This window comes from Streptomyces sp. SUK 48 (assembly GCF_009650765.1).
Classification (GTDB): domain Bacteria; phylum Actinomycetota; class Actinomycetes; order Streptomycetales; family Streptomycetaceae; genus Streptomyces.
Window position 1 is genome coordinate 1,714,131 of sequence record NZ_CP045740.1, and the last position, 20,127, is coordinate 1,734,257.

General features: G+C 73.6%; 17 protein-coding genes and 1 pseudogene. 7 read left to right on the plus strand and 11 right to left on the minus strand.

The features are described 5' to 3' along the window. Positions 1–236: 236 nt before the first annotated feature. Genes GHR20_RS07240 through GHR20_RS07250 form a run of 3 tightly spaced genes read left to right on the plus strand, consistent with a single transcriptional unit; the run spans position 237 to position 3,341 of the window. Entirely contained in the window at positions 237–938 is a 702-nt protein-coding gene (locus tag GHR20_RS07240; protein ID WP_153812684.1) for a hypothetical protein, read from the plus strand. Between the two features lie 41 nt (positions 939–979). After that, positions 980–1,744: a hypothetical protein gene (locus GHR20_RS07245; protein WP_153812685.1), complete on the plus strand. Its 765-nt coding sequence runs from the start codon at positions 980–982 to the stop codon at positions 1,742–1,744. Further along, complete coding sequence (locus tag GHR20_RS07250; protein WP_153812686.1) at positions 1,719–3,341, plus strand: hypothetical protein; 1,623 nt, start codon at positions 1,719–1,721, stop codon at positions 3,339–3,341. The genes GHR20_RS07245 and GHR20_RS07250 overlap by 26 nt, the downstream gene beginning before the upstream one ends. Before the next feature lie 91 nt (positions 3,342–3,432). On the opposite strand, the gene GHR20_RS07255 is transcribed toward GHR20_RS07250, so the two are convergent. Genes GHR20_RS07255 through GHR20_RS07265 form a run of 3 tightly spaced genes read right to left on the minus strand, consistent with a single transcriptional unit; the run spans position 3,433 to position 8,470 of the window. Then, positions 3,433–4,086, minus strand: coding sequence for an RES family NAD+ phosphorylase (locus tag GHR20_RS07255; protein ID WP_153812687.1), 654 nt, complete (start codon positions 4,084–4,086; stop codon positions 3,433–3,435). Further along, positions 4,086–4,751 carry a hypothetical protein gene (locus tag GHR20_RS07260; RefSeq protein ID WP_153812688.1) on the minus strand — a complete coding sequence of 222 codons (666 nt, stop codon included), beginning with the start codon at positions 4,749–4,751 and terminating at the stop codon, positions 4,086–4,088. The genes GHR20_RS07255 and GHR20_RS07260 overlap by 1 nt, the downstream gene beginning before the upstream one ends. After that, positions 4,748–8,470 (minus strand): CHAT domain-containing protein, encoded by a 3,723-nt coding sequence (locus GHR20_RS07265; RefSeq protein ID WP_153812689.1) that lies wholly within the window; start codon positions 8,468–8,470, stop codon positions 4,748–4,750. The genes GHR20_RS07260 and GHR20_RS07265 overlap by 4 nt, the downstream gene beginning before the upstream one ends. 51 nt (positions 8,471–8,521) lie before the next feature. Here GHR20_RS07265 and GHR20_RS07270 point away from each other — a divergent pair, with 51 nt between their 5' ends. The 3 genes from GHR20_RS07270 to GHR20_RS07280 are packed head-to-tail and all read left to right on the plus strand — an operon-like array spanning position 8,522 to position 9,699. Further along, positions 8,522–8,704: a hypothetical protein gene (locus GHR20_RS07270; protein WP_153812690.1), complete on the plus strand. Its 183-nt coding sequence runs from the start codon at positions 8,522–8,524 to the stop codon at positions 8,702–8,704. Between the two features lie 24 nt (positions 8,705–8,728). Then, positions 8,729–9,046, plus strand: a complete 318-nt coding sequence (locus GHR20_RS07275; protein ID WP_111581230.1) for a hypothetical protein — start codon at positions 8,729–8,731, stop codon at positions 9,044–9,046. Further along, positions 9,043–9,699: a hypothetical protein gene (locus tag GHR20_RS07280; protein ID WP_153812691.1), complete on the plus strand. Its 657-nt coding sequence runs from the start codon at positions 9,043–9,045 to the stop codon at positions 9,697–9,699. The genes GHR20_RS07275 and GHR20_RS07280 overlap by 4 nt, the downstream gene beginning before the upstream one ends. An 18-nt stretch (positions 9,700–9,717) precedes the next feature. On the opposite strand, the pseudogene GHR20_RS07285 reads toward GHR20_RS07280, so the two are convergent. The 8 genes and pseudogenes from GHR20_RS07285 to GHR20_RS07320 form a co-directional block, all read right to left on the minus strand. After that, positions 9,718–11,253, minus strand: a pseudogene (locus GHR20_RS07285) (NCS1 family nucleobase:cation symporter-1). 154 nt (positions 11,254–11,407) lie between these two features. Continuing rightward, the gene (locus GHR20_RS07290) at positions 11,408–12,430 is read right to left on the minus strand and encodes a TIGR03842 family LLM class F420-dependent oxidoreductase (RefSeq protein WP_153812692.1); all 1,023 of its coding nucleotides are present in this window, start codon (positions 12,428–12,430) and stop codon (positions 11,408–11,410) included. A gap of 11 nt (positions 12,431–12,441) precedes the next feature. Beyond that, entirely contained in the window at positions 12,442–13,845 is a 1,404-nt protein-coding gene (hydA, locus tag GHR20_RS07295; RefSeq protein ID WP_148023177.1) for a dihydropyrimidinase, read from the minus strand. Positions 13,846–13,945: 100 nt separating this feature from the next. Beyond that, complete coding sequence (locus tag GHR20_RS07300; RefSeq protein WP_148023176.1) at positions 13,946–14,788, minus strand: nitrilase-related carbon-nitrogen hydrolase; 843 nt, start codon at positions 14,786–14,788, stop codon at positions 13,946–13,948. Positions 14,789–14,943: 155 nt separating this feature from the next. Next, a complete protein-coding gene (locus tag GHR20_RS07305; protein WP_153812693.1) occupies positions 14,944–16,521 on the minus strand; it encodes a PucR family transcriptional regulator in 1,578 nt (525 codons plus the stop codon). A 56-nt stretch (positions 16,522–16,577) separates the two neighbouring features. Continuing rightward, a complete protein-coding gene (locus tag GHR20_RS07310; protein ID WP_181515980.1) occupies positions 16,578–17,831 on the minus strand; it encodes an aspartate aminotransferase family protein in 1,254 nt (417 codons plus the stop codon). Positions 17,832–17,860: 29 nt separating this feature from the next. Beyond that, complete coding sequence (locus GHR20_RS07315) at positions 17,861–18,703, minus strand: nitrilase-related carbon-nitrogen hydrolase (protein ID WP_153812694.1); 843 nt, start codon at positions 18,701–18,703, stop codon at positions 17,861–17,863. 185 nt (positions 18,704–18,888) lie between these two features. Continuing rightward, positions 18,889–19,140, minus strand: a complete 252-nt coding sequence (locus GHR20_RS07320; protein WP_153812695.1) for a helix-turn-helix transcriptional regulator — start codon at positions 19,138–19,140, stop codon at positions 18,889–18,891. 115 nt (positions 19,141–19,255) lie between these two features. Here GHR20_RS07320 and map point away from each other — a divergent pair, with 115 nt between their 5' ends. Then, positions 19,256–20,032 carry a type I methionyl aminopeptidase gene (gene map, locus GHR20_RS07325; RefSeq protein ID WP_153812696.1) on the plus strand — a complete coding sequence of 259 codons (777 nt, stop codon included), beginning with the start codon at positions 19,256–19,258 and terminating at the stop codon, positions 20,030–20,032. Positions 20,033–20,127: the final 95 nt, after the last annotated feature.

The window sequence follows — 20,127 nt, forward strand, 5'->3', positions numbered from 1 at the left end:
GCATCTCCTCCTCGTACCGGCAGCGAGTATCCAGTGCTCCGGTGGACGCCCGCAATTGCCGGAAGGCGTTCATCCGGCTGTCCGCCGGGCGGGATCCGGTTGTTTTCCGGAACTCCGGAAGAGAGAGATCGAGTTCCTTGAAATCACCGTCCCCGCAAAGGTTTTGCTCCGCTACTCTCTCCCCCATCGCAGCGACTCACCGACCCGGACCGCGGGAGGAATGGGGGATCTTCGAAATGATCAACAAAGGTCGAATAAATGTCCGGGTCCAGCGACGGAGAGCCGGATTCCTCTCCTCGCTGCGTGCCCGGATCCACGGCCGCCGGGACGCGGACGGGCTGCGCGAGATGCTGGCCGGCGCCCGCGCCGGGGGCGCGCCCTCGGACGAGGAACTGCCGCCCTACGTCCTGGGCCTGCACGCACAGGTGCGGCACAGCACCGCGCGGCTGCGCTCCCGCACCCTGGCGGCGCACCGCGCGCTGCACATCCGCATCCAGAGCGAGTCGGTGCGGGTGGTCACCCAGTACACCGGGCGCGGGGAACCGACTCCGGCCGCGCTCGCCCGGTTCGGCGGGTGGGTCGCGGAGTGGCGCTCGGCCGCCTCGGTCTGCCGTCAGCAGGCACAGCAACTCGCCGACGAGGCAAATCAGTTGATCGCCTGCTACTGGGACGGCGCCTGGGCCCGCGCCCGGCGGGGCGACCAGGTGGCCGGGCGGCGGCCCACGGGCTGGCTGCCGGGGAAGATCACCCTGGACGGCACCTGGTCCCGTCTCGACGACGGGCTGCTGAGCGACCGCTGGTATGCCCCGGGCGCGCCGGGGCGCGAGACCGATCCGTCGGCGGTCGCCCAGGCCCTGCACATCCTCGACACCCAGTCCGCGCGCGGCCGTTCGGACCGGGCGCGGCACAGCGACGCCCCGAAGGGCAGCCGCAGGTGATCACCGCTCATCGACTTCCAGGAAGGCCAGGGAACATCATCGTGCAGCACTCGGCACGGGCCGGTCGCCGGTCCACCGTCCGCGCCGCCCGCCGGCTCGCGGTCCTCGTCCCCCTGGTGTGCGCGCTCGGCTCCCTCGTGTCGTGCACCCGGCAGGAGGAAGCTCTCACCACGCCCTGCGGCCTGGTCATCGACGGTTCGGGGTCGGCCGCCGCGGCGAAGGAGGGATTCGACTCGGAGGCCAAGCTGAAGGACACCCTCGGCGCGTTCCTCACCGACCAGAAGTGCGGGACCCTCGACTACGCCCCCGTCACCCGTTCCTCGCGCAGTTCGTCCTGCCGGCAGGACGAGGTGGACCTCGACCCGCCGCACGACGCCACCACCGACCAGAAGACGCAGCGTGCCAACGCCCAGCGGAACGCCGCCGTCGCGGCCCTCGCCGAGCTCAAGTGCGCCCGTACGCAGAACGGTTCGGACGTGTGGGGGGCGCTGACCCGCATCGGGGAGGCCGTCCCCTCCGGCGGCCCGGCCGCGAAGCTCCTCGTCGTGAGCGACTTCGACCAGGCCGACCCGGAGTTCCATCTGTCGCGGCAGGACATCACCACCAGGTCCGCGCGCGGCAAGGTGATCGACTCGCTGGTGGACAAGCGCGGCATGCCCGGCATCAAGGGGATGGACGTCTTCCCCGTCGGGCTCGGCATGCAGTACAAGGCGAAGCCCAGCGAGGCCGCCGACTTCGAGTCCTTCTGGACCGAGGCACTCGAAGGGAGGGCCAAGGCGCATGTCGACGACAAGTACCGGGGCTGACCCCCAGCCGCGCCGGCGGCGGATAGCCCGCTATCTGCCGTTCACGGGCGGCGGCAGCACGCAGCCGGGCACCGGCGCCCGTCCGGGGCCCGCTCCCGGTGGCCCCCGCGCCGGGCGGCCGCCGCTGGTCATCGGCGACCGGGGCGAACGCGACCTCCTCCAGGGCGCCCGCAAGCGGGGCCGCCAGGACGCGCGGCGCGGGACGCTGGACCCGTGGGTGCTGAATGGCGGCGACCGGGTGCCGTACTTCGCGGAACTGGCGTCCGTACGGGACGTCGTCGTGCACCGGATCGAGGAGGAGCTGAACCTCCAGGAGGAGGCGGCCCGGCTGCTCGACGCCCGGTCGGGCTCCGAGGTGACCGCCGGGGAGATTGAGACCAGAATCCTGGACGAGCGGCTGCGCGAGGTGGAGAGGGAGATCGAGACGGCCCGCCGCCAGCTCGATCTGCTGGCCGCCCGTTCGGCCCGCTGGCTCCGCTTCCGGGACAGTCTGCGCGAGCGGGTGGAGGAGCGCTGGCTCCAGGCCCGCTTCCCCGAGGCCGACCGGCCACCGGCAGGCGGCTCCGCGGGCCCGGCACGCGACGGCATCCGGGAGGACGAGCCGTCGCGGGCGGCAAACGGCGGGGAGGCGGCGCCGGAACCGGGCGACGACTGGCAGTCGGTGTCCACCACCGGCGCCCCGGACGGCACCGACGCCGGGGCGATCCGGGACGTGTACCGTGCCGCGCGCGCCGAGGCCCGCGACACCGCGTCGAGCTACGGCTGGGAGGGCCTCCAGACCCGCCCCGGTCTGCCCCGCTGGATGACCTGGGCGCTGCTCGCCGTGATCATGGCGGTCGAGGTGCCGATCTACTGGGTCGCGTACCAGCCCTTCCACGGGGTCGGCAGCGCGGGTGGGGACTTCATGTCCGGCGGCCTCGCGATCTCGTCCGCCGTCATCATGCTGGTCCTGCCGCACCTGTCGGGGCTCATGCTGCGGTGGCGCTCGGCGACCGGCTCGCCGCGCCTCGGCTGGCTGCCCGCGGTGTCACTGCTCGGGGTGTGGGGCGGTCTGACCTGGGGGCTCGGCCTGCTGCGCGCCAAGTTCGTGACCCAGCACGACAGTCCGGCCCCGGCGGCGGGGGCCTCCGGCTTCCGCGGCATCGGCGGTGCCGGCGCCGACACCACGACCCTGGTGGACCGGCTGCATCTGTCGAGTCAGACGGTGACCTGGCTGTTCTGCGCGCTGCTGCTGCTCTCGGGCGGGGTCGGCTTCCTGCTCGGCCTGTTCCGGGAGCACCCCTTCCTCGACGCCTTCCGTACGGCGCTGGAGCGGCGTACCGGGCTGCTGCGGCGGCACGAGGAGAGCGTCGCCGTCACCGAGCGGGCGCGGGCCGCCCAGGAGACGGCCGAGGACCGCCGGCGGGCCCGCAGGGAGGCCGCGAACGAACGGACCTCCGCCGCCCGCCAGTTGTACGAGGCCGCGGCCGCCCGGTATCTGGGGGAGGTCATGACGGCGTCGAAGGACCCGGCCGTGACGGAGTCGGCGATGCGGCTGTCCCGCGACTGGCCGCTGCTGCCGGCCCCGGCCCGCCGCGAGGTGGCCCGGGACCGCTGAACGGCTCTCGTACGACAGCCCGCCTGGCCGCATGAGGGAAGGCCCCGACCCGCACCAGCGGGCCGGGGCCTTCGCCCGTGCGGGGCGTTCCTCACTCCTCCTGCGCGGAGATGACCGCGTGCAGCGGTGCCAGCAGTTTGTTGACCTCGCGCGCGTCCTCCCTCGACGCCAGCCGGAGGGTGTCCCGCGGGCGGGGGTCGAGCGGCGCGGCCGGGCAGCGGTCCTGGAACAGCTGGAGCGCCGGGCGCGGCCTGCACCGCTTCGACGTCCACCACAGGCCCTGCACCTGGCTGCTGCGCTCCCGGATCACCCGGACCCAGTAGCGGGTGCCCGCGTAGTCGTCGGTGTCGATCAGCCAGCCGTCCTGCCACACGGCGGCCAGCCCCTCGGCCGTCGTGAGGTCCACCAGGGTGAGATCGGCCGTGGTGCGCACCGCCGACAGGACGTACCGGGACGCCTGCGCCCACGGGATCTGCCGCACCCCGCCGACGTCGCTGAACTCGACCGAGCGCAGCAGCACTTCGGACAGCGCGGTGACCGGGTCGAGGGCCGCGTAGAGGTAGGGGTAGGGGTCCTTCTCGGTGGGGTCGAAGCGGCTGCCCTTGAAGAACTCGTGCGCGACGCTCGGGTTGAACTCGCCGGGCGCGTACTGCTCCTCGTGGCACCGCCAGACGACGGTGCCCGCCGCCACCTGGGTGATCACCGGCCTCATCACGGCGTCGCGGGGCGGGAGTTGGCCGACCATCAGAGCGCCCTCACCAGTTCGGCGGCGGCGCGTTCCAGCTGTTCGTCCGGCAGCACGCCGAGCAGGTCGGCGGGGACACCGCCCAGCCAGCGGTTGCCGCCCAGCCACCAGTCGGCGGCCCCCCAGGGGTCCCGGTCCGCCCGCAGGAGTTCGTTGATCCGGCGGACGACCGGCAGCGGTTCGACCGTGCCGGCCCGGAACTGGAAGCCCGGGCAGCGGATGCCGCGGTCCGGATCGCGCAGTCTGATCAGACCGGCGGGGGTGTCCGGGCCGCCGCGCAGCTCGGGGTGGTCGTCCGCGGTGAGCGCCGGCGCGGCGAGGAGCCGCAGACGGGCCGCCCGCAGCAGGTCGGCGGGGTCGGGCGGCGGAGTGCCGAGCACGTCGATGACGGCGTCGATCGTGGTGAGGCGGGGCAGTTCACGGGGGCCCGCGGCGTAGCGGTGGCCGCCGAGCGCCTCGGACACCGGGTGGTCGGGCGGCAGCGCGGACAGCGTCCGGCGCAGCCCGCGTACGGCCCGTGCCACGCCCGGCGGGTTCTGGGCGGCGGCCGCCTCCCGCATCTCCCGCAGGGTGCGCGCGAGCAGGTCCAGGTCGTCGCCGTCGAGGCCGGTGATGACGGTGGTCCAGTGGCTCTCCAGGAGCCTGAGCAGTTCCTCCGACGTCATACACGCTCTCCTTCCTCGGGCCGGGCGGGCCGCGCCGCCGGTGCGGGGTTGCCGTGGTGGACGAAGGCCGCCCAGGTGTCGGGCCGGTCGCGGAAGTTCTCGGCGAGGCGGCGGGCGGCGACATGCTTCACCGTGCGCACGGGCGGCCGTTCGCCGGGCGCGGTGAGCATCCAGCGCTGGGCGGCGCGCAGCGCGTCCGGCGGGGCGAGGCCCCGGGCGAGCGCGTCGTGCAGGACGAGCATGAGCACCTCGGAGCACTGGTCGTCGACCTTCCAGCGGGAGCCGACGGCGTCGGCGGCCAGCCGGTGCACCATGACCGAGGTGACGGTCAGCGCCTCGTCGTGGTCGCGGGTGGTGAGGTCCGTCTCGCAGCCCCCGCACACGACCAGCGGCCCGGCCGAGCGGAAGGCGTCGCCCTCGGCGGGCGTCTCCAGCAGGGCGCTCAGCGTGAGGGCGCCACCGGCGGCGGCACCGGCCGGGGCGGCCAGGTAGAGGGCCGACCGGGTCGGGTCGGGGCCCGCGAGGCCGTGGCAGGCGATGTGCACCAGGGAGGCGGGGGCGTCGGCCCGGCCGCCGAGCAGGGCGAGGACCGTCTCGGGCGTGGCGGGGTCCTCGTCGGGGCGGTGGATCACGGCGCCCGGGTAGTGGACCTCGGCCAGCGTCTCGATCTCGTCCTCGGCCCACTCCAGGTCGTCCGTCCCGTGGAACACCAGGGCGGGGCGGTCGGCGGGGTTCATCCGGCGGCGGGCCGCGGCCCGCAGGAACTCCCGGCCGGACGCGGCGTGCGTGAGCACGGCGACCTCGCAGGCCCGTACGGCACGCGGCACGCCGTGGGCGGCGGGCGGCTCCAGAACGGCCGCCTGCCAGGGCACGACCCCGAGTTCACCGCAGGGCACGAGGACGAGCCGTACGGCCTCGGCGGCCCGCCCGGGGACGCCGGCGAGCCCCGCCTCGCCGAGGGCGCGGCCCCAGACCCCCAGGTGATCCAGTACGGGACCCAGCACCTCGCCCGCCCACGCGCACATCCCGTCCAGGGCGCCCAGCCAGCGCCGCTCGGCGCGACCGGTGTCCTTCGGGCTGACGGCGGCGGGCCCCTCGAGGGCGGCGGCCTCCAGGCGCTGCCGGTGCGCACCGGCCTCCAGGTACTCCGTCACGGGCGCGCGGCCGGCGGGGGTGAGGCCGGGCAGGGGCAGCGCCGTGACGGGGCCGTCGCGGGTGACGACCAGGACGGCCCCGTCCGGGCCGTCGACGCCGGGGACCAGGTACACCAGCGCGTCCGCGCCCGTCTCCGCCAGCCCGGCGCGCAGGTCGGCCGCGGCGGCGGGCACCGGCCGCGCGTCGGCGTCCTCGGCCCGGCCGCGCAGCGCGTCCAGGGAGCGGCGGCGTAGGTCGCCGGGGAGATCGGGGGCGCCCGCGCCCGCCGCGGCCAGCACCTCCAGCGGGGAGCGGCCCGCCAGGGCGACGGGCAGGCCGGTGCCCGCGGCCGTCAGTTCCAGCAGGGAGCGGTCGTCGGCCCGGTCCCAGGAGCCGTCGGCGGTGGCGCGCCGCCAGCGTTCGGCGAGCCCGCTCTCGCCGAGGGCCGCCAGCCGGTCGGCGACGCCCGCCGAGACGGCCGCCGCGCCCAGCACCAGGGAGCGGCCCTCCTCCAGACACGCCATCGCCTCCTCGGCGAGCCCGGCGCGCAGCGCCCAGAAGGCCGCGCGGCGGCCCCGGTCGGCCGCCCCGCGCGCGATGCGCAGGCCGCGGTGGGCGCCCTGCTGGAGCAGCACCTCGTCGGCGGCGAGCCGCAGCGAGGTACGGGCGAGGCCGACGGCCGTACCCAGTTCACCGGCGTCGGCCTCGCCCGCCCCGAGGGTGGCGCGCTTGGCGCGCAGCGCGGCCAGGTCCCAGGTGAGGCGGGCGCCGTTGGGCGCGCCGTCGGGCAGCTCCGTCAGGCCCTGGGCCAGCTCGTCGATCGCCTCGTCCAGCGGCTCGGGGTCCCCGGTCAGCTGGTGCAGGGTGTCCAGGGCGATGGCGATACCGCCGCGCGCCCAGGGCCGTACCCCGGGGGTGAATCCGGGGTTCTCCAGGGCCTTCCTGGTGCGCCGCACGCCCTCGGCGATACGGCTGGGATCGGACTCGGCGATCGCGGTCAGCGCGATCAGCCCGGCCCAGCCGCTCTCGAGGAGGCCGCGCAGCACGGGCATCTCCACCGAGGTCTCCACGGCCCGCTGGAGGTGATGTGCAGCGGCCCGCAGCTGCTCCGTGCGGTCCTCCGCCGAGGCGGCGAGCACCACCCGGCCCAGATAGGCGAAGCCGAGCACGAAACCGGCGAGGGCCAAGGTCCACTCCTCGGCGCCGTCGAACGCCTCGTCCAGCTCCAGTTCGCACAGCGCCTCGATGACGTCCTCGACCGCGTCGCCGTCACCGCTGTCCAGGGCGGCCGTCAGCCGCCCCTGGAGGCGGGTGACCTCCCCGCACATGCGCAGGCTCGCGGCCAGGCTGCCGTCCTCGGTGTCCTCGGCGTACTCGGCGTTTTCGGCGTCCTTGTTCCAGCGCTGTGCTTCGAGCAGGGTCCGGGACATGTCCTCGTCCTGGAGGCTGCCACCGGTGAGGAAGGCCGCGGCGAGCACGCCGGGGACGATGGTGCGCAGCCATTCGCGGTGGGCGCGGCCCTCGAGTTCCCCGTCGGTGTACGCCTCGTGCATCAGCCGGAGCGCCTCCCGGAATCCCTCCATGTCCCCGGAGCGTGCGGCGAGGGTGGTGTGCAGGAGGGCGGCGATCAGCCGGGACTGGACGGGTGCGCGGTGCTCCTCCCCCGTCGCGGGGTCCCGGGTGACGGTCAACTCGGCGATGAGTTTGGGCAGTTCCTCCGGTGCGAGGGTCTCCGGGGACATCACCTCGGCCAGGGCGAGGAACCGGGTGCGGGTGTGCCGGTACTCTTCCAGCTCCTCGGGGCCGGCGGGTTCGGCGGCCGGGGCGGGGACGATCCCCTCGGCCCCGGGCGGGAGTTCCGCGAGGCCGTCCTCCAGCATGGACAACGCCGACGGCAGCAGGGCGCGCAGCGGTGCCGGCAGCTGTGTCTCGGGCATGGCCGCGACGAACTGCCGGGCCCCGTCGGCGGCCCTGCCCATGTCGCCCTTCAGCAGCGCCTCGGTCAGCGCGCCCAGCCCCCGCAGATTGGTGCGCAGTTCGGGAGGCATGCGCTCCTGCTCCCGTTCGAGCAGCAGCCGTACGAGCAGATCGGTGTCCTCCACCAGACCGGTGCCGCCGTGCCCGAGCGGGGCCCCGGCCTCCAGCATGGACGTCAGCCGGTCGACGCTCCACCCGCTGCCGGAGCCGGCCGGGACCTCCCGGGTCAGCGTCATCAGCCGCGAGCCCAGCAGGTGGACGAGGTCCCGGCGCGCGGCCTCCCGGTCCGCCTCGTCGAGCGGGGCCGCGGCCCGGGCGCCGTCGAGCAGGGGCACCGCTCGCTCCCGGTCGGCCGGGGCGCCCGCCAGGACGAAGCGCAGGGCGAGGCAGCTGCCGAGCCGAGCCGCGACCATCGCGGCCTGTGCCTCACACCCCTGGGCCGACTCCAACTCGGCGTGGATCAGGTCCAGTTCATCGGTCAGCGCGTCGAGTTCCGGTCCTCGTGTCCCCTCGTAGGCGCGCGGGTCCATCGGGACGGAGATCCCGGCCGTGCGCCCGAGCGCGGCGGCGATGCGGTCGCTGACGGGTACGGCCCCGGCTCCACTCATGCGTCATCCCCTCCGCCGCCATGGTGCCCGCTCCCCCGGTCCCGGCGGCCGGTGGTCGCGCACCTTCCCGGCATCCTGCCGGACAACGCCCGGTTCCCGGACGGATTCCGCCCGATCCGCGCGCACCGGGGCGCCGACGGGGCCAGCCGCCGGGCGAGTTCGGGGCGTGCCCGGCTCCGGCCGTGGCACCGGGGCGGCGAACTCGCCATGCTGGACGTCTCGTTGTCCGCGTGAGGATCAGCCAAGGAGGGGGATGCGGTGACGCACTCCGCACCGGCGCCCGGCGCCCTCGAACCGTACGTGGAGACGACCCGGGACGACTACGCGGTGCGCTACACGAACGGCCTGCGGATCGAGGCCGCGGACGAGGGGGTGGCCGTGCTGCACGGCCGGTGCCCGCGCTGCGGGTGCGCGTTCACGTACACGCACACCGACCGGGTCTTCCGTACCCCGCGCCGGGCGCCCCGCCCCGCGCAGGTGCCGGTGCTCTGCGAGTGCACGGCCGAACACCCGGGCCGGCCACCCGAGGAGAAGGGGTGCGGCGCCTACTGGAACGTCCTCGTGGAGCGCGGATGACCCCGCGCTGGTCCGTACGGCCGGGCCCGCCCGCGACCCCCGCCGACCGCCGGGCGGGCCGGCTGACCACGGAGCTGCTCGCCGGTGAGCTGGCCCGCGCCCGGGCGGCGGCGCTCGCCTGGCGCAACGGGCTCGCCGCCCTGTTCGCCGGACTGCTGGGCTTCGGCCTGGTCAAGGGCCGTACGGACGTGGGGAAGCTGGCCCCGCCGTACGACGCCCTGGTGGGCGGCGCGCTGCTGTTGTGCCTGGTGTTCGGCACCCTCGGCGCGCTGCTGCTGCTCCGGGCGGCGCACGGAGCGCCCATCGGCGTCCGGCTGCCGGCCGGGGTCCCCGCCGCCGCCACCGCGCTGCACTTCGGCGACCATATGGAGACCCGCCGCACGGTACGGGCCCTCACCCGCGGGGTGGTGCTGACGATCGGGTGCGGCGCGATGCTCGTCACCGGGGTCGCGCTCACCTGGTACGGGCCCGGGAAGGACGGCCCCCGGATTCTGGTGCGCACCCCGTCCGGGGACGTGTGCGGCGAGCCGGTGCGCGCGGACGCCGGACGGCTGCTGGTGCGGACGGACACCGGCGAGGTCACCGTGCGGCTCGACCGGGCCGAGTCCCTGGCCCCGGTCGACGCGTGCCCACCGGGGCCGTCCGCGGAATGACCGCGGACGGCCCCTCGCTCAGACCGTCTCCGCCGCCCGCTTTCGCCGCCCGGCCGGCAGGGTCAGCGCGAGGTAGAGCACCAGCGAGGTGCCGAGGCCGACCGCCCACCCGTAGTCGGCGAGCGGGGCGAGGGCCGGGATCGGGCGGCCGTCGTAGAGCGGCTTGAGGCTCGCGCCGCCGATCGCGAGGACGCCGCCGACGAGGAAGGCGAGGACCGCCCGCCAGTTCCAGCCGCCCGCGTACCAGTACCGGCCGCCGGTGCGGTAGAGGTCGGCGAGGTCCAGCCGGGTGCGGCGCACGATCCAGTAGTCGGCGACGAGGATGCCCGCGACGGTGCCGAGCAGCCCGCCGACCAGGCCGAGCCAGGTGAAGATGTAGCCCTGCGGGTCGGAGTACAGCTTCCACGGGAAGATCAGCACGGCGAGCACCGCGGTGATCAGCGCGCCGGTGCGGAAACTCACCCTGCTGGGCGCCACGTTGGAGAAGTCGAAGGCCGGGGAGACCAGGTTGGCGGCGATGTTCACCGAGAGGGTCGCCACCAGGACCGTGACCAGGGCGTAGAGCAGACCGACCACGTTGTCGGTCTTCGCGGCCAGCTGTACCGGGTCCCAGACGGGCTTGCCGTAGACGGCCTGCGAACCGGAGGTGACCAGCACGGACAGGAACGCGAACAGCGTCATGGTGGTGGGCAGTCCGAGCGCCTGCCCCCAGGTCTGGGCCTTCTGGCTGCGGCCGTAGCGGGTGAAGTCCGGGATGTTCAGGGACAGGGTGGACCAGAAGCCGATCATGCCCATCAGGGACGGCCAGAACAGCTTCCAGAACCGGCCGCCCTAGCCGAGCGAGGAGGGCTGGTCGAACAGCGGACCCATCCCGCCCGCCTTCGACGCCATCCACCACAGCATCACGAACGCGCCGACCAGCACGAAGGGCGCGGCCCAGTTCTCGAAGCGGCGGATGGTCTCCATCCCCCGGTGGATGATGGCGACTTGCAGCGCCCAGAAGAGGGCGAACGACAGCCACATGGTCCAGGCGTAGCCGCCGACGTGCGCCGCGCCCGACCAGCCGTCGCCGATCAGTTTCCCGGCGAGGAAGTAGATGGCCTCGCCGCCGATCCAGGTCTGGATGCCGAACCAGCCGCAGGCCACCAGCGCCCGTACGACGGCGGGGAGGTTGGCGCCGCGCACCCCGAAGGAGGCGCGGGCGAAGACCGGGAAGGGGATGCCGTACTTCGGTCCGGCGTGCCCGGTCAGCAGCATCGGCACCAGGACGACCAGGTTGGCGGCGGCGATGGTGAACACCGCCTGCTTCCAGTCCATGCCGACGGCGATCAGCCCGGAGGCCAGCGTCCAGGAGGCGGTGTTGTGGGCCATGCCGACCCACAGCGCGGAGAAGTTGTACGTCGTCCAGGTGCGCCGGGCGGCCGGGACCGGCAGCAGGTCCTCGTTGGCGTAGCGGCCGCTGGGCCGCGGAGCGCCGGGGGCGATCTCCACCCGGCCGTCGGCGAGGGTGACTTGGGCCGGGGGTGGTATGTGCGCAGGAGCGGTGTCGGTCATGGGCGGGCCCCAATCGGGAACGGGACGGGTCGGCTAAGGCCAGTGCGGGCACCAGCCCCTCCCCGCGGGGAGGCGGGGAGGGGCGACCAGGGGGTGGGGGGTTGGGGCGGACCCCCGAGGGGACCGGGAGAGACGGTGAACGGGGCTGGTAAGGCTAGGAGTTGACGGCCGGGATCACCTGCGTGCCGTAGGCGTCGATGGTGGCCTCCTGCGCGTCGTGCATGTCGTACAGCGCGAACTGGTCGACGCCCAGGGCGCGCAGCGCGGTCAGCTTCTCGATGTGCCACTCGGGCGGGCCGACGAGGCAGAAGCGGTCCACGATCTCGTCGGGCACGAACTCGGTGTCGGGGTTGCCGCTGCGCCCGTGGTGGGCGTAGTCGTAGCCCTGCCGGGACTTGATGTACTCGGTGAGTTCCTCCGGGACCTGGGCGGAGTGTTCGCCGTACTTGGAGACCAGGTCGGCCACGTGGTTGCCGACCATGCCGCCGAACCAGCGGCACTGGTCGCGGGCGTGGGCGAGGGCCTCGGGCGAGTCGTCGGCGGTGACGTACGCCGGTGCCGCCACGCAGATGCGGACCTCGCCGGGATCGCGCCCCGCCGCCTTCGCCGCGTCCTTGACGGCCTTCACCATGTACTCGGTGAGGTAGAGGTCGGCCAGCTGGAGGATGAAGCCGTCGGCCTCCTCGCCGGTCATCTTCAGCGCCTTGGGGCCGTAGGCCGCCATCCAGACCGGAAGCCGGGCGCCGGGCCCGACCCAGGGGAACTTGACGACCGCGCCCCCGCCGAGGTCGGCGGCGTCGCCCCGGCCGAGGGCGCGGATCACCTTGATGGCCTCGCTTATGCGGGCGAGGGTGTTGGGCCTGCGGCCCGCGACGCGCATCGCGGAGTCGCCGCGGCCGATGCCGCACACCGTGCGGTTGCCGAACATGTCGTTGAGGGTGGCGAAGGTGGAGGCGGTGACCTCCGGGGTGCGGGTGGACGGGTTGGTGACCATCGGCCCGACCGTGAGCCGCTCGGTCTGCGCGAGGATCTGGCTGTAGATGACGAACGGCTCCTGCCACAGCACGGCGGAGTCGAAGGTCCAGCCGTGGCTGAAGCCGTTGCGCTCGGCCCGCCGCATGAGGTCGATGACACGGGAGGCCGGCGGGTCGGTCTGGAGGACGAGTCCAAAGTCCATGGGCGCTGCTCCTAGGTGAGGTACTGGCAGGTGGAGCGCGGGGTGTAGACGCCGTGTCCGGCGTGCCCGGTGTACTCCCGCCGGTCGATGACGGTCTCGCCGCGCGAGAGGACCGTCTCCACCCGGCCGGTGATCCGCCTGCCCTCGTAGGCCGAGTAGTCGACGTTCATGTGGTGCGTCTCGGCGGAGATCACCTGTTCCGCGTGGGGGTCGTAGATCACCACGTCGGCGTCGGCGCCCGGGGCGATGGTGCCCTTCTTCGGGTACAGGCCGAACATCCGGGCCGGGGTGGCGCAGGCGATCTCGATCCAGCGGCGGCGGGAGATGTGCCCGTCCACGACGGCCTGGTGGAGGAGGTCCATGCGGTTCTCCACGCCCGGCATCCCGTTGGGGATCTTGGAGAAGTCGCCGCGGCCCAGTTCCTTCTGCCCGCTGAAGCAGAACGGGCAGTGGTCGGTGGAGACCACCTGGAGGTCGTTGGTGCGCAGGCCCCGCCAGAGTGCCGCCTGGTGCTCCCTGGGCCGCAGGGGCGTCGAGCACACGTACTTGGCGCCCTCGAAGTCCGGCTCGGCGAGGTTGTCGGTGGACAGGAACAGGTACTGCGGGCAGGTCTCGCCGAACACGTTCAGGCCGTCGTCGCGGGCCCGTGTCAGCTCGGCCAGCGCCTCGGCGGCCGAGACGTGGACGACGTACAGCGGTGCGCCCGCGACCTGGGCGAGCCGGATGGCCCGGTGGGTGGCCTCGGCCTCCAGCAGCGCCCTGCGGACCTCCCCGTGGTAGCGGGGGTCGGTCTCGCCGCGGGCGAGGGCCTGTTCGACCAGGACGTCGATGGCGATGCCGTTCTCGGCGTGCATCATGATCAGGCCGCCGTTGGCGGCGGCGCGCTGCATGGCGCGCAGGATCTGGCCGTCGTCGGAGTAGAACACCCCGGGGTAGGCCATGAACTGCTTGAAGGAGGTCACGCCCTCCTCGACCAAGAGGTCCATCTCCTTGAGCGTCTCCTCGTGCACATCGGAGACGATCATGTGGAAGGCGTAGTCGATCGCGCAGTTGCCCTCGGCCTTCTGGTGCCAGGCGTCCAGGCCCTCGCGCAGGGTGTGGCCGACGCTCTGGATGGCGAAGTCCACGATGGTGGTCGTACCGCCCCAGGCGGCGGCGCGGGTGCCGGTCTCGAAGGTGTCGGAGGCGTAGGTGCCGCCGAAGGGCATCTCCATGTGGGTGTGCCCGTCGACACCGCCGGGGATGACGTATTTCCCGGTGGCGTCGATGGTCTGCTCGGCGCCGAGCGCGGCGGCGGCGGGGGTGCCGGACGCCGCGACGGCGGCGATACGGCCGTCCTCGATGAGGACGTCGGCGTGGATCTCGTCGGACGCGGTGACGACGAGACCACCACGGATGATTTTTCGGCCGGGCATTGGTCCCCTTTCGTTGTCGGCTGCGGGTACGTCGTGGCTGGTCGCGCCCGCGCGGCGGTAGCCGCACATCGGATGCGGTCCCGCGCCTCTGAAGGCCGTCTTACGGCGCCGTCAGCGGGCCGTACGCGCCCGGGGCGCGGTCGCGGTAGAACTGCCAGCGGTCGCGGACCTCGCGGAGTTTGGCCATGTCCAGGTCGCGGACCACCAGTTCGGTCTCCTTGTCGCTCGCGACCTCGCCGACGTACTGGGCCTCGGGGTCCACGAAGTAGGTCGTGCCGTAGAAGTCGTTGTCGCCCAGGTCCTCCACACCGACCCGGTTGATCGCGCCGACGAAGTACTCGTTGGCGGCGGCCGCGGCCGGCTGCTCCAGCTGCCACAGGTACTTGGACAGGCCGCGGGAGGTCGCCGAGGGGTTGAAGACGATCTCGGCGCCTTCGAGGCCGAGCGCCCGCCAGCCCTCGGGGAAGTGGCGGTCGTAGCAGATGTAGACGCCGATCCGGCCGACGGCGGTGTCGAAGACGGGCCAGCCGCTGTTGCCGGGACGGAAGTAGAACTTCTCCCAGAATCCCTGCACTTGGGGGATGTGGGTCTTGCGGTACTTGCCGAGGTAGCTGCCGTCCGCGTCGATCACGGCGGCGGTGTTGTAGAGGACGCCCGGCTGCTCCTCCTCGTACATCGGCAGGATCAGTACGATGCCGAGGGCGCGGGCGAGGGACTGGAAGCGCCGGACGGTCGGGCCCTCGGGGACGCGCTCGGCGTAGTCGTAGAACGCCTTGTCCTGGACCTGGCAGAAGTAGGGGCCGTAGAACAGCTCCTGGAAGCACAGGACTTGAGCGCCCTGCGCGGCCGCGTCGCGGACCGCCTGCTCGTGGACCTGGATCATGGATTCCTTGTCGCCGGTCCAGGCCGTCTGGAAGAGGGCGGCACGGATCACTCGGCTCATCGGGACCTCCGGTAGCTGGGTGTGCGGTGAGCCTAGGAAGCGAGCGGGCCGGCTTCGACGGGCAGCGTGTCACGTCCCCGGGCGTTTCGCGTGCCACCGTGTCATGTCTGCGCTGGCCCATGTTTCACCGCCGTTTTCCCAGGTGGTCACAGGTTTCAGCGCTGTTGCGCGTCATGCGCGAGCAGGGCGATGTGCACGGAGGCCGCCTGTTCGAAGTCGTCCAGGTCGACGCCGAGCCGGCCCTGTATGGCCTCCAGGCGGCGGTAGAGCGCGGGCCGGGAGACATGGTGGAGCTGGGCGGTACGGGATTTGTTGCGGCCGGTGGCGAGGTAGGTGCGCAGCACTTCGAGCAGCTCGGGCTCGGCCGTGCACAGCAGCCCGTCCAGCTCCCGTTCCGCGAACGACTGCACATGCGGGTTCTCCCGCAACAGCCGTACGAGACCGCGCAGATGGACGTCCTTCAGGCGGACGACGGCGGGCAGTCCGAGGGCGGCGGCGGAGCCGGCGACGGCCTCGGCGACATGGCGGGCCTCGCGCAGTCCGGCCGGCACCTCGTCCCAGCCGGTGCGCGCGTCGGCGGCGGCGACCACGGCGTCCGGTCGCCCGGTGCCCTCCCGCAGCCGGGTCGCGAAGAGCGCGGTGAGGGCGTCGGCGGGCCGGTCGCGCGGCAGGCTGAGCAGGACGGCGGTGACCCCGTCGGCCAGCTCGGCGGCGAGCCCGGACAGGCCCAGCACCCGCAGCAGCCGGTCCAGCACGGCGGGTTCGGCGCCCGGGACGACGAGCGGCACGAAGGTGCGCAGGTTGACCGGGAGCCCGGCGGCGCGGGCGCGCGGCAGCAACTGGCGGGCCGGTACGACACCAAGGACGAGGTCGGTCAGCAGGCTCCGCGCGGACTGCTCCTCCCAGCTCAGCGCGGAGCCGCCGAGCATGCGGTGCAGCACCAGGGCCTCGGCGGCGCGGTCGGCGAGCAGCCGTCCGGTGGCCGTCTCGCCCCGGTAGCCGCACAGCAGCAGCCTGCCCCAGCGTTCGCCGCGGCCGCCGAGTTCGGCGCTGATCCAGGCGTCCAGGGCGCCGCCCCCGGCCTGCCGGGCGACCCGCTCCCAGTCGCGCAGCACATCGTCCACGGCGGAGCGCTCCCCCGCCGTGGCGAGGACGCGGTGGGCGAGGTTGGTGAGGACGACGGGGCAGGCGCTGTGCCGGGCCACCTCGTCGAGCAGCCGCTGGAGCGGGGCGCCGGCCGTGATCAGCGCGGTGAGGTCGGTGCGTACCGCCTCGGACAGGCTGACGGCCGCGAACTTGCGCCGGATGAGCCGGGACTGCACCTCCTCGGTCAGTTCGGCGAAGGGGAAGGGTCGGTGCAGCACGACCAGGGGCAGGCCGCAGCGTTCGGCGGCGCGGCGCATCACCTCGGGCGGGGCGGGGAAGGCCCGCCCGAGGCCGAGGACCACGGCGGCGGCCTCGGCGCGGTGCAGGGAGCGGATGTACTCGGCCTGCCGGGTCTCGTCCCCGGCGAGCAGCACGCCGGTGGTGAGCACCATCTCGCCGCCGGTGAGCATCACGCCCACGTCGGCGGCCTCGGCGACGTGCACCCAGCGCACCGCCCGGTCGAGGCCGTCGGCGCCGGCCACCACCTCGGGCTCCCCCGCGAGCACCCGCTCCAGCGTGAGCACCTGGCGCACGGACAGGGCGGGTCCCGGCGGGGCGGCGGGACGGGAGGCGGAGGTGGTGGTCATGGCCGTATCCCCTTGCTCGGCAGTGCCAGGTGTCCCCTGGGTGTCGTACGCGTCCGTTACGCGTAGGCGCTCCTGAGCGCGTCCTCCAGGACGGCGGCGCCTTCCTCGGCCTCCGCGACGGTCAGCGACAGCGGCGGGGCGACGCGCAGGGCGCTGGTGTCGTGGCCGCCGCCCTTGCCGATGAGCAGGCCGCCGGCCCGGGCCGCCTCCAGGACGGCGGAGGCCGCCTGCGGATCGGCCTCGTCGGTGCCCGGCTTCGCCAGCTCGATGCCGATCATCAGACCGCGCCCGCGGACCTCGCGCACCCCGGGCAGCTGGGCGGCGACGGCCCGCAGCCGCTCGATGAGCAGGCCGCCGACCCGGCGGGCGTTGCCCTGGAGGTCGTGGTCGAGGAGGTAGGCGAGGTTGGCGAGACCCGCGGCCATGGTGAGCTGGGTGCCGCCGAAGGTGGAGATGCTGTTGGCGTCCAGGCAGTTCATCAGTTCGGCGCGGGCGATGACACCGCCGATGGAGGCGCCGTTGCCGATGCCCTTGGCGAAGGTGACGATGTCCGGCGGGCCGCTCGCGGCGTGCGCCCCCCAGCCCCAGAAGTGGTCGCCGGTGCGGCCCCAGCCGGTCTGCACCTCGTCGGAGATCCACAGGATGCCGCGTTCGCTGAGCACGTCGCGGAATGCGGCGTACAGGCCGTCGGGCGGCGAGGTGAACCCGCCGACGCCCTGGACGGGTTCGGCGATCAGCGCGGCCGGGGGCCGGGTGTGGCCGAGGACGTCCTTGAGGTCGGCGACGCAGGCGTCGGTGAAGGCGCGGTCGTCCAGGTGCGCGAAGGGGCCCCGGGTGCGGACGCCGCCGTGCACGTACAGGGTCTGGAGCGGGGACAGCGAGGTGGGGGACCAGCTGCGGTTGCCGGTGATGCCGACGGTGGAGAAGGAACGGCCGTGGTAGCTGTTGCGCATGGCCAGGACGGTGTTGCTGCGCCGGTAGGTGCTGGCGAGCAGCAGGGCGGTGTCGTTGGCCTCGGTGCCGGAGGTGGTGAAGAAGACGCGGGCGTCCGGGATGCCGCTCACCTGGGCGATGCGCTCGGCGAGTTCGACCATCGGGCGGTTGAGGTAGAGGGTCGAGGAGTGCAGGATGCGCCCGGCCTGCTCGCTGACCGCCTTGGTGACCTCGGGCAGCGCGTGCGCGGTCATGGTGGTGAGGATGCCGCCGAAGAAGTCCAGGTAGCGGTTGCCGTCGGAGTCCCAGACGTGCCGGCCCTCGCCGTGGGTGATCTCGATCGGGTCGTCGTAGTAGAGGGCGAGCCAGTCGGGCATCACCCTGCGGTGGCGGGAGTAGAGGTCGTTCACGGCTGCACCAGCCCTTCGTAGGCGTCGGGACGGCGGTCGCGGTAGAAGGCCCACTGCTGCCGTACGTCGTCGATGAGTGCGAAGTCCAGGTCGCGGACGAGGAGTTCCTCGGCCTTGTCGTCCGCCGGGTCGCCGACGAACCGCCCGCGGGGGTCCACGAAGTACGAGGTGCCGTAGAAGTCGTTGGTCCCGTACTCCTCCTGTCCCACCCGGTTGATGGCGGCGACGAAGTACTCGTTGGCGACGGCCGCGGCGGGCTGCTCCAGCTGCCACAGGTGGGCGGACAGGCCCCGGTGGGTGGCGGAGGGGTTGTAGACCAACTGGGCGCCGCCGAGACCGAGTTGCCGCCATCCCTCCGGGAAGTGGCGGTCGTAGCAGATATAGACGCCGACCTTGCCGACGGCCGTGTCGAAGACGGGCCAGCCCTGGTTGCCGGGGCGGAAGTAGTACTTCTCCCAGAAGCCCTCGACCTGGGGGATGTGGTGTTTGCGGTACTTGCCGAGGTAGCTGCCGTCGGCGTCGATCACGGCGGCGGTGTTGTAGTAGAACCCGGACCGCTCGACCTCGAAGACCGGCGCGACGATCACCATCCCGGTCTCCCGCGCGAGCTCTCGCATCCGCCGTACGGTCGGCCCGTCGGGCACCGGCTCGGCCCACCGGAAGTGCTCCCGGTCCTGGACCTGGCAGAAGTAGGGGGCGTTGAACACCTCCTGGAACCCGATGATCCGCGCGCCCCGCCGGGCCGCCTCCCGGGCGTGCTCCTCGTGTTTCGCCACCATGGACTCGGTGTCGCCGGTCCAGGTGGCCTGGACCAGCGCGGCGCGGACGACGTCGGCCATGAGCCGCTCCTTCGACATGACGTCAGAGCCTCTACGCCCGTAGAGCAGACCGTAGAGGCACGAACGTAAGCCTCCGGGGCCGCCTTGCCAAGACCATCACCGCCAACCCGCTGGGGCGAGGGCGATTCACACTCCGGTGGGTGAGCCGCGCCGAGCCGGGGCGAACCCCGAGGAGTCGCTCCTGCTCAGACGGCCACCGGGGTGCAGTGCACCGCCAGCTCGTCCATCGACAGGCCCAGCACGCCGGCCAGCGCGGCCACCGTGAAGAAGGCCGGGGTCGGGGCGCGGCCGGTCTCGATCTTGCGCAGGGTCTCGGCGGAGACGCCCGCCGCGGCGGCGACCTCGACCATGCTGCGGTCACCGCGCGCCTCGCGCAGCAGCCGCCCGAGCCGCTCGCCGCGCTCGTGCTCTTCGGGGGTGAGGGGGGTGCGCACCATGCGCCCATTGTGCCCGCCGCACTCCCCCATTCAAATACCGCCCGCCCGGAACGCCCCCGGCCCCGACCCCGACCCCAGTCCCGACCCCAATACAAATACCGGTATAGTAATTGGCATGGTGGAACTGAAGACGGACGCGTCGATCGACGCGATGCATGCAGCGGGCCAGGTCGTCGGGCAGGCCCTGAGTGCCGTACGCAAGGCCGCGGACGTGGGGGTCTCGCTGCTGGAGCTGGACGAGGTGGCGCGGGAGGTGCTGCGGGCGGCGGGGGCGACCTCGCCCTTCCTCGGGTATCGCCCCTCCTTCGCCCCGACCCCCTTCCCCGCGGTGATCTGCGCCTCGGTGAACGACGCGATCGTGCACGGCATCCCCACCGGGTACCGGCTGCGCGAGGGCGACCTGGTCTCCATCGACTGCGGGGCCCTGCTGGACGGCTGGGCCGGGGACTCGGCGATCAGCTTCACGGTGGGCCGCGCGCGCCCCGAGGACGTCACGCTGATCGACACCGCCGAGCGGGCGCTGGCGGCGGGCATCGCGGCGGCCGTCCCCGGCAACCGCGTCGGCGACATCGCCCACGCCGTCGGCCGGGTCTGCCGTACGGCGGGCTACGGCGTCCCGCAGGACTTCGGCGGCCATGGCATCGGCCGCCGTATGCACGAGGACCCCGGCGTCCCCAACGAGGGCCGCCCCGGCCGCGGCTTCCCGCTGCGCCCCGGCCTGGTCCTGGCGATCGAACCGATGCTGATCGGGGGCGGCCGGGACGACTACCGCGCCGACCCCGACGGCTGGACCCTGCGCACGACGGACGGCTCCCGCGCCGCCCACGCCGAACACACGGTGGCGATCACGGAGGCGGGACCCCGCGTCCTGACGGCCCGCGGCCCCGCCTGAGGGGCGCCCGTGCCCCGCCCGGGCGAACATGCCCACCCCCACACTTCATGCCATCGTGGGCATGAGCAGCCCCACTCCGGGTTACCCGGCGGAGC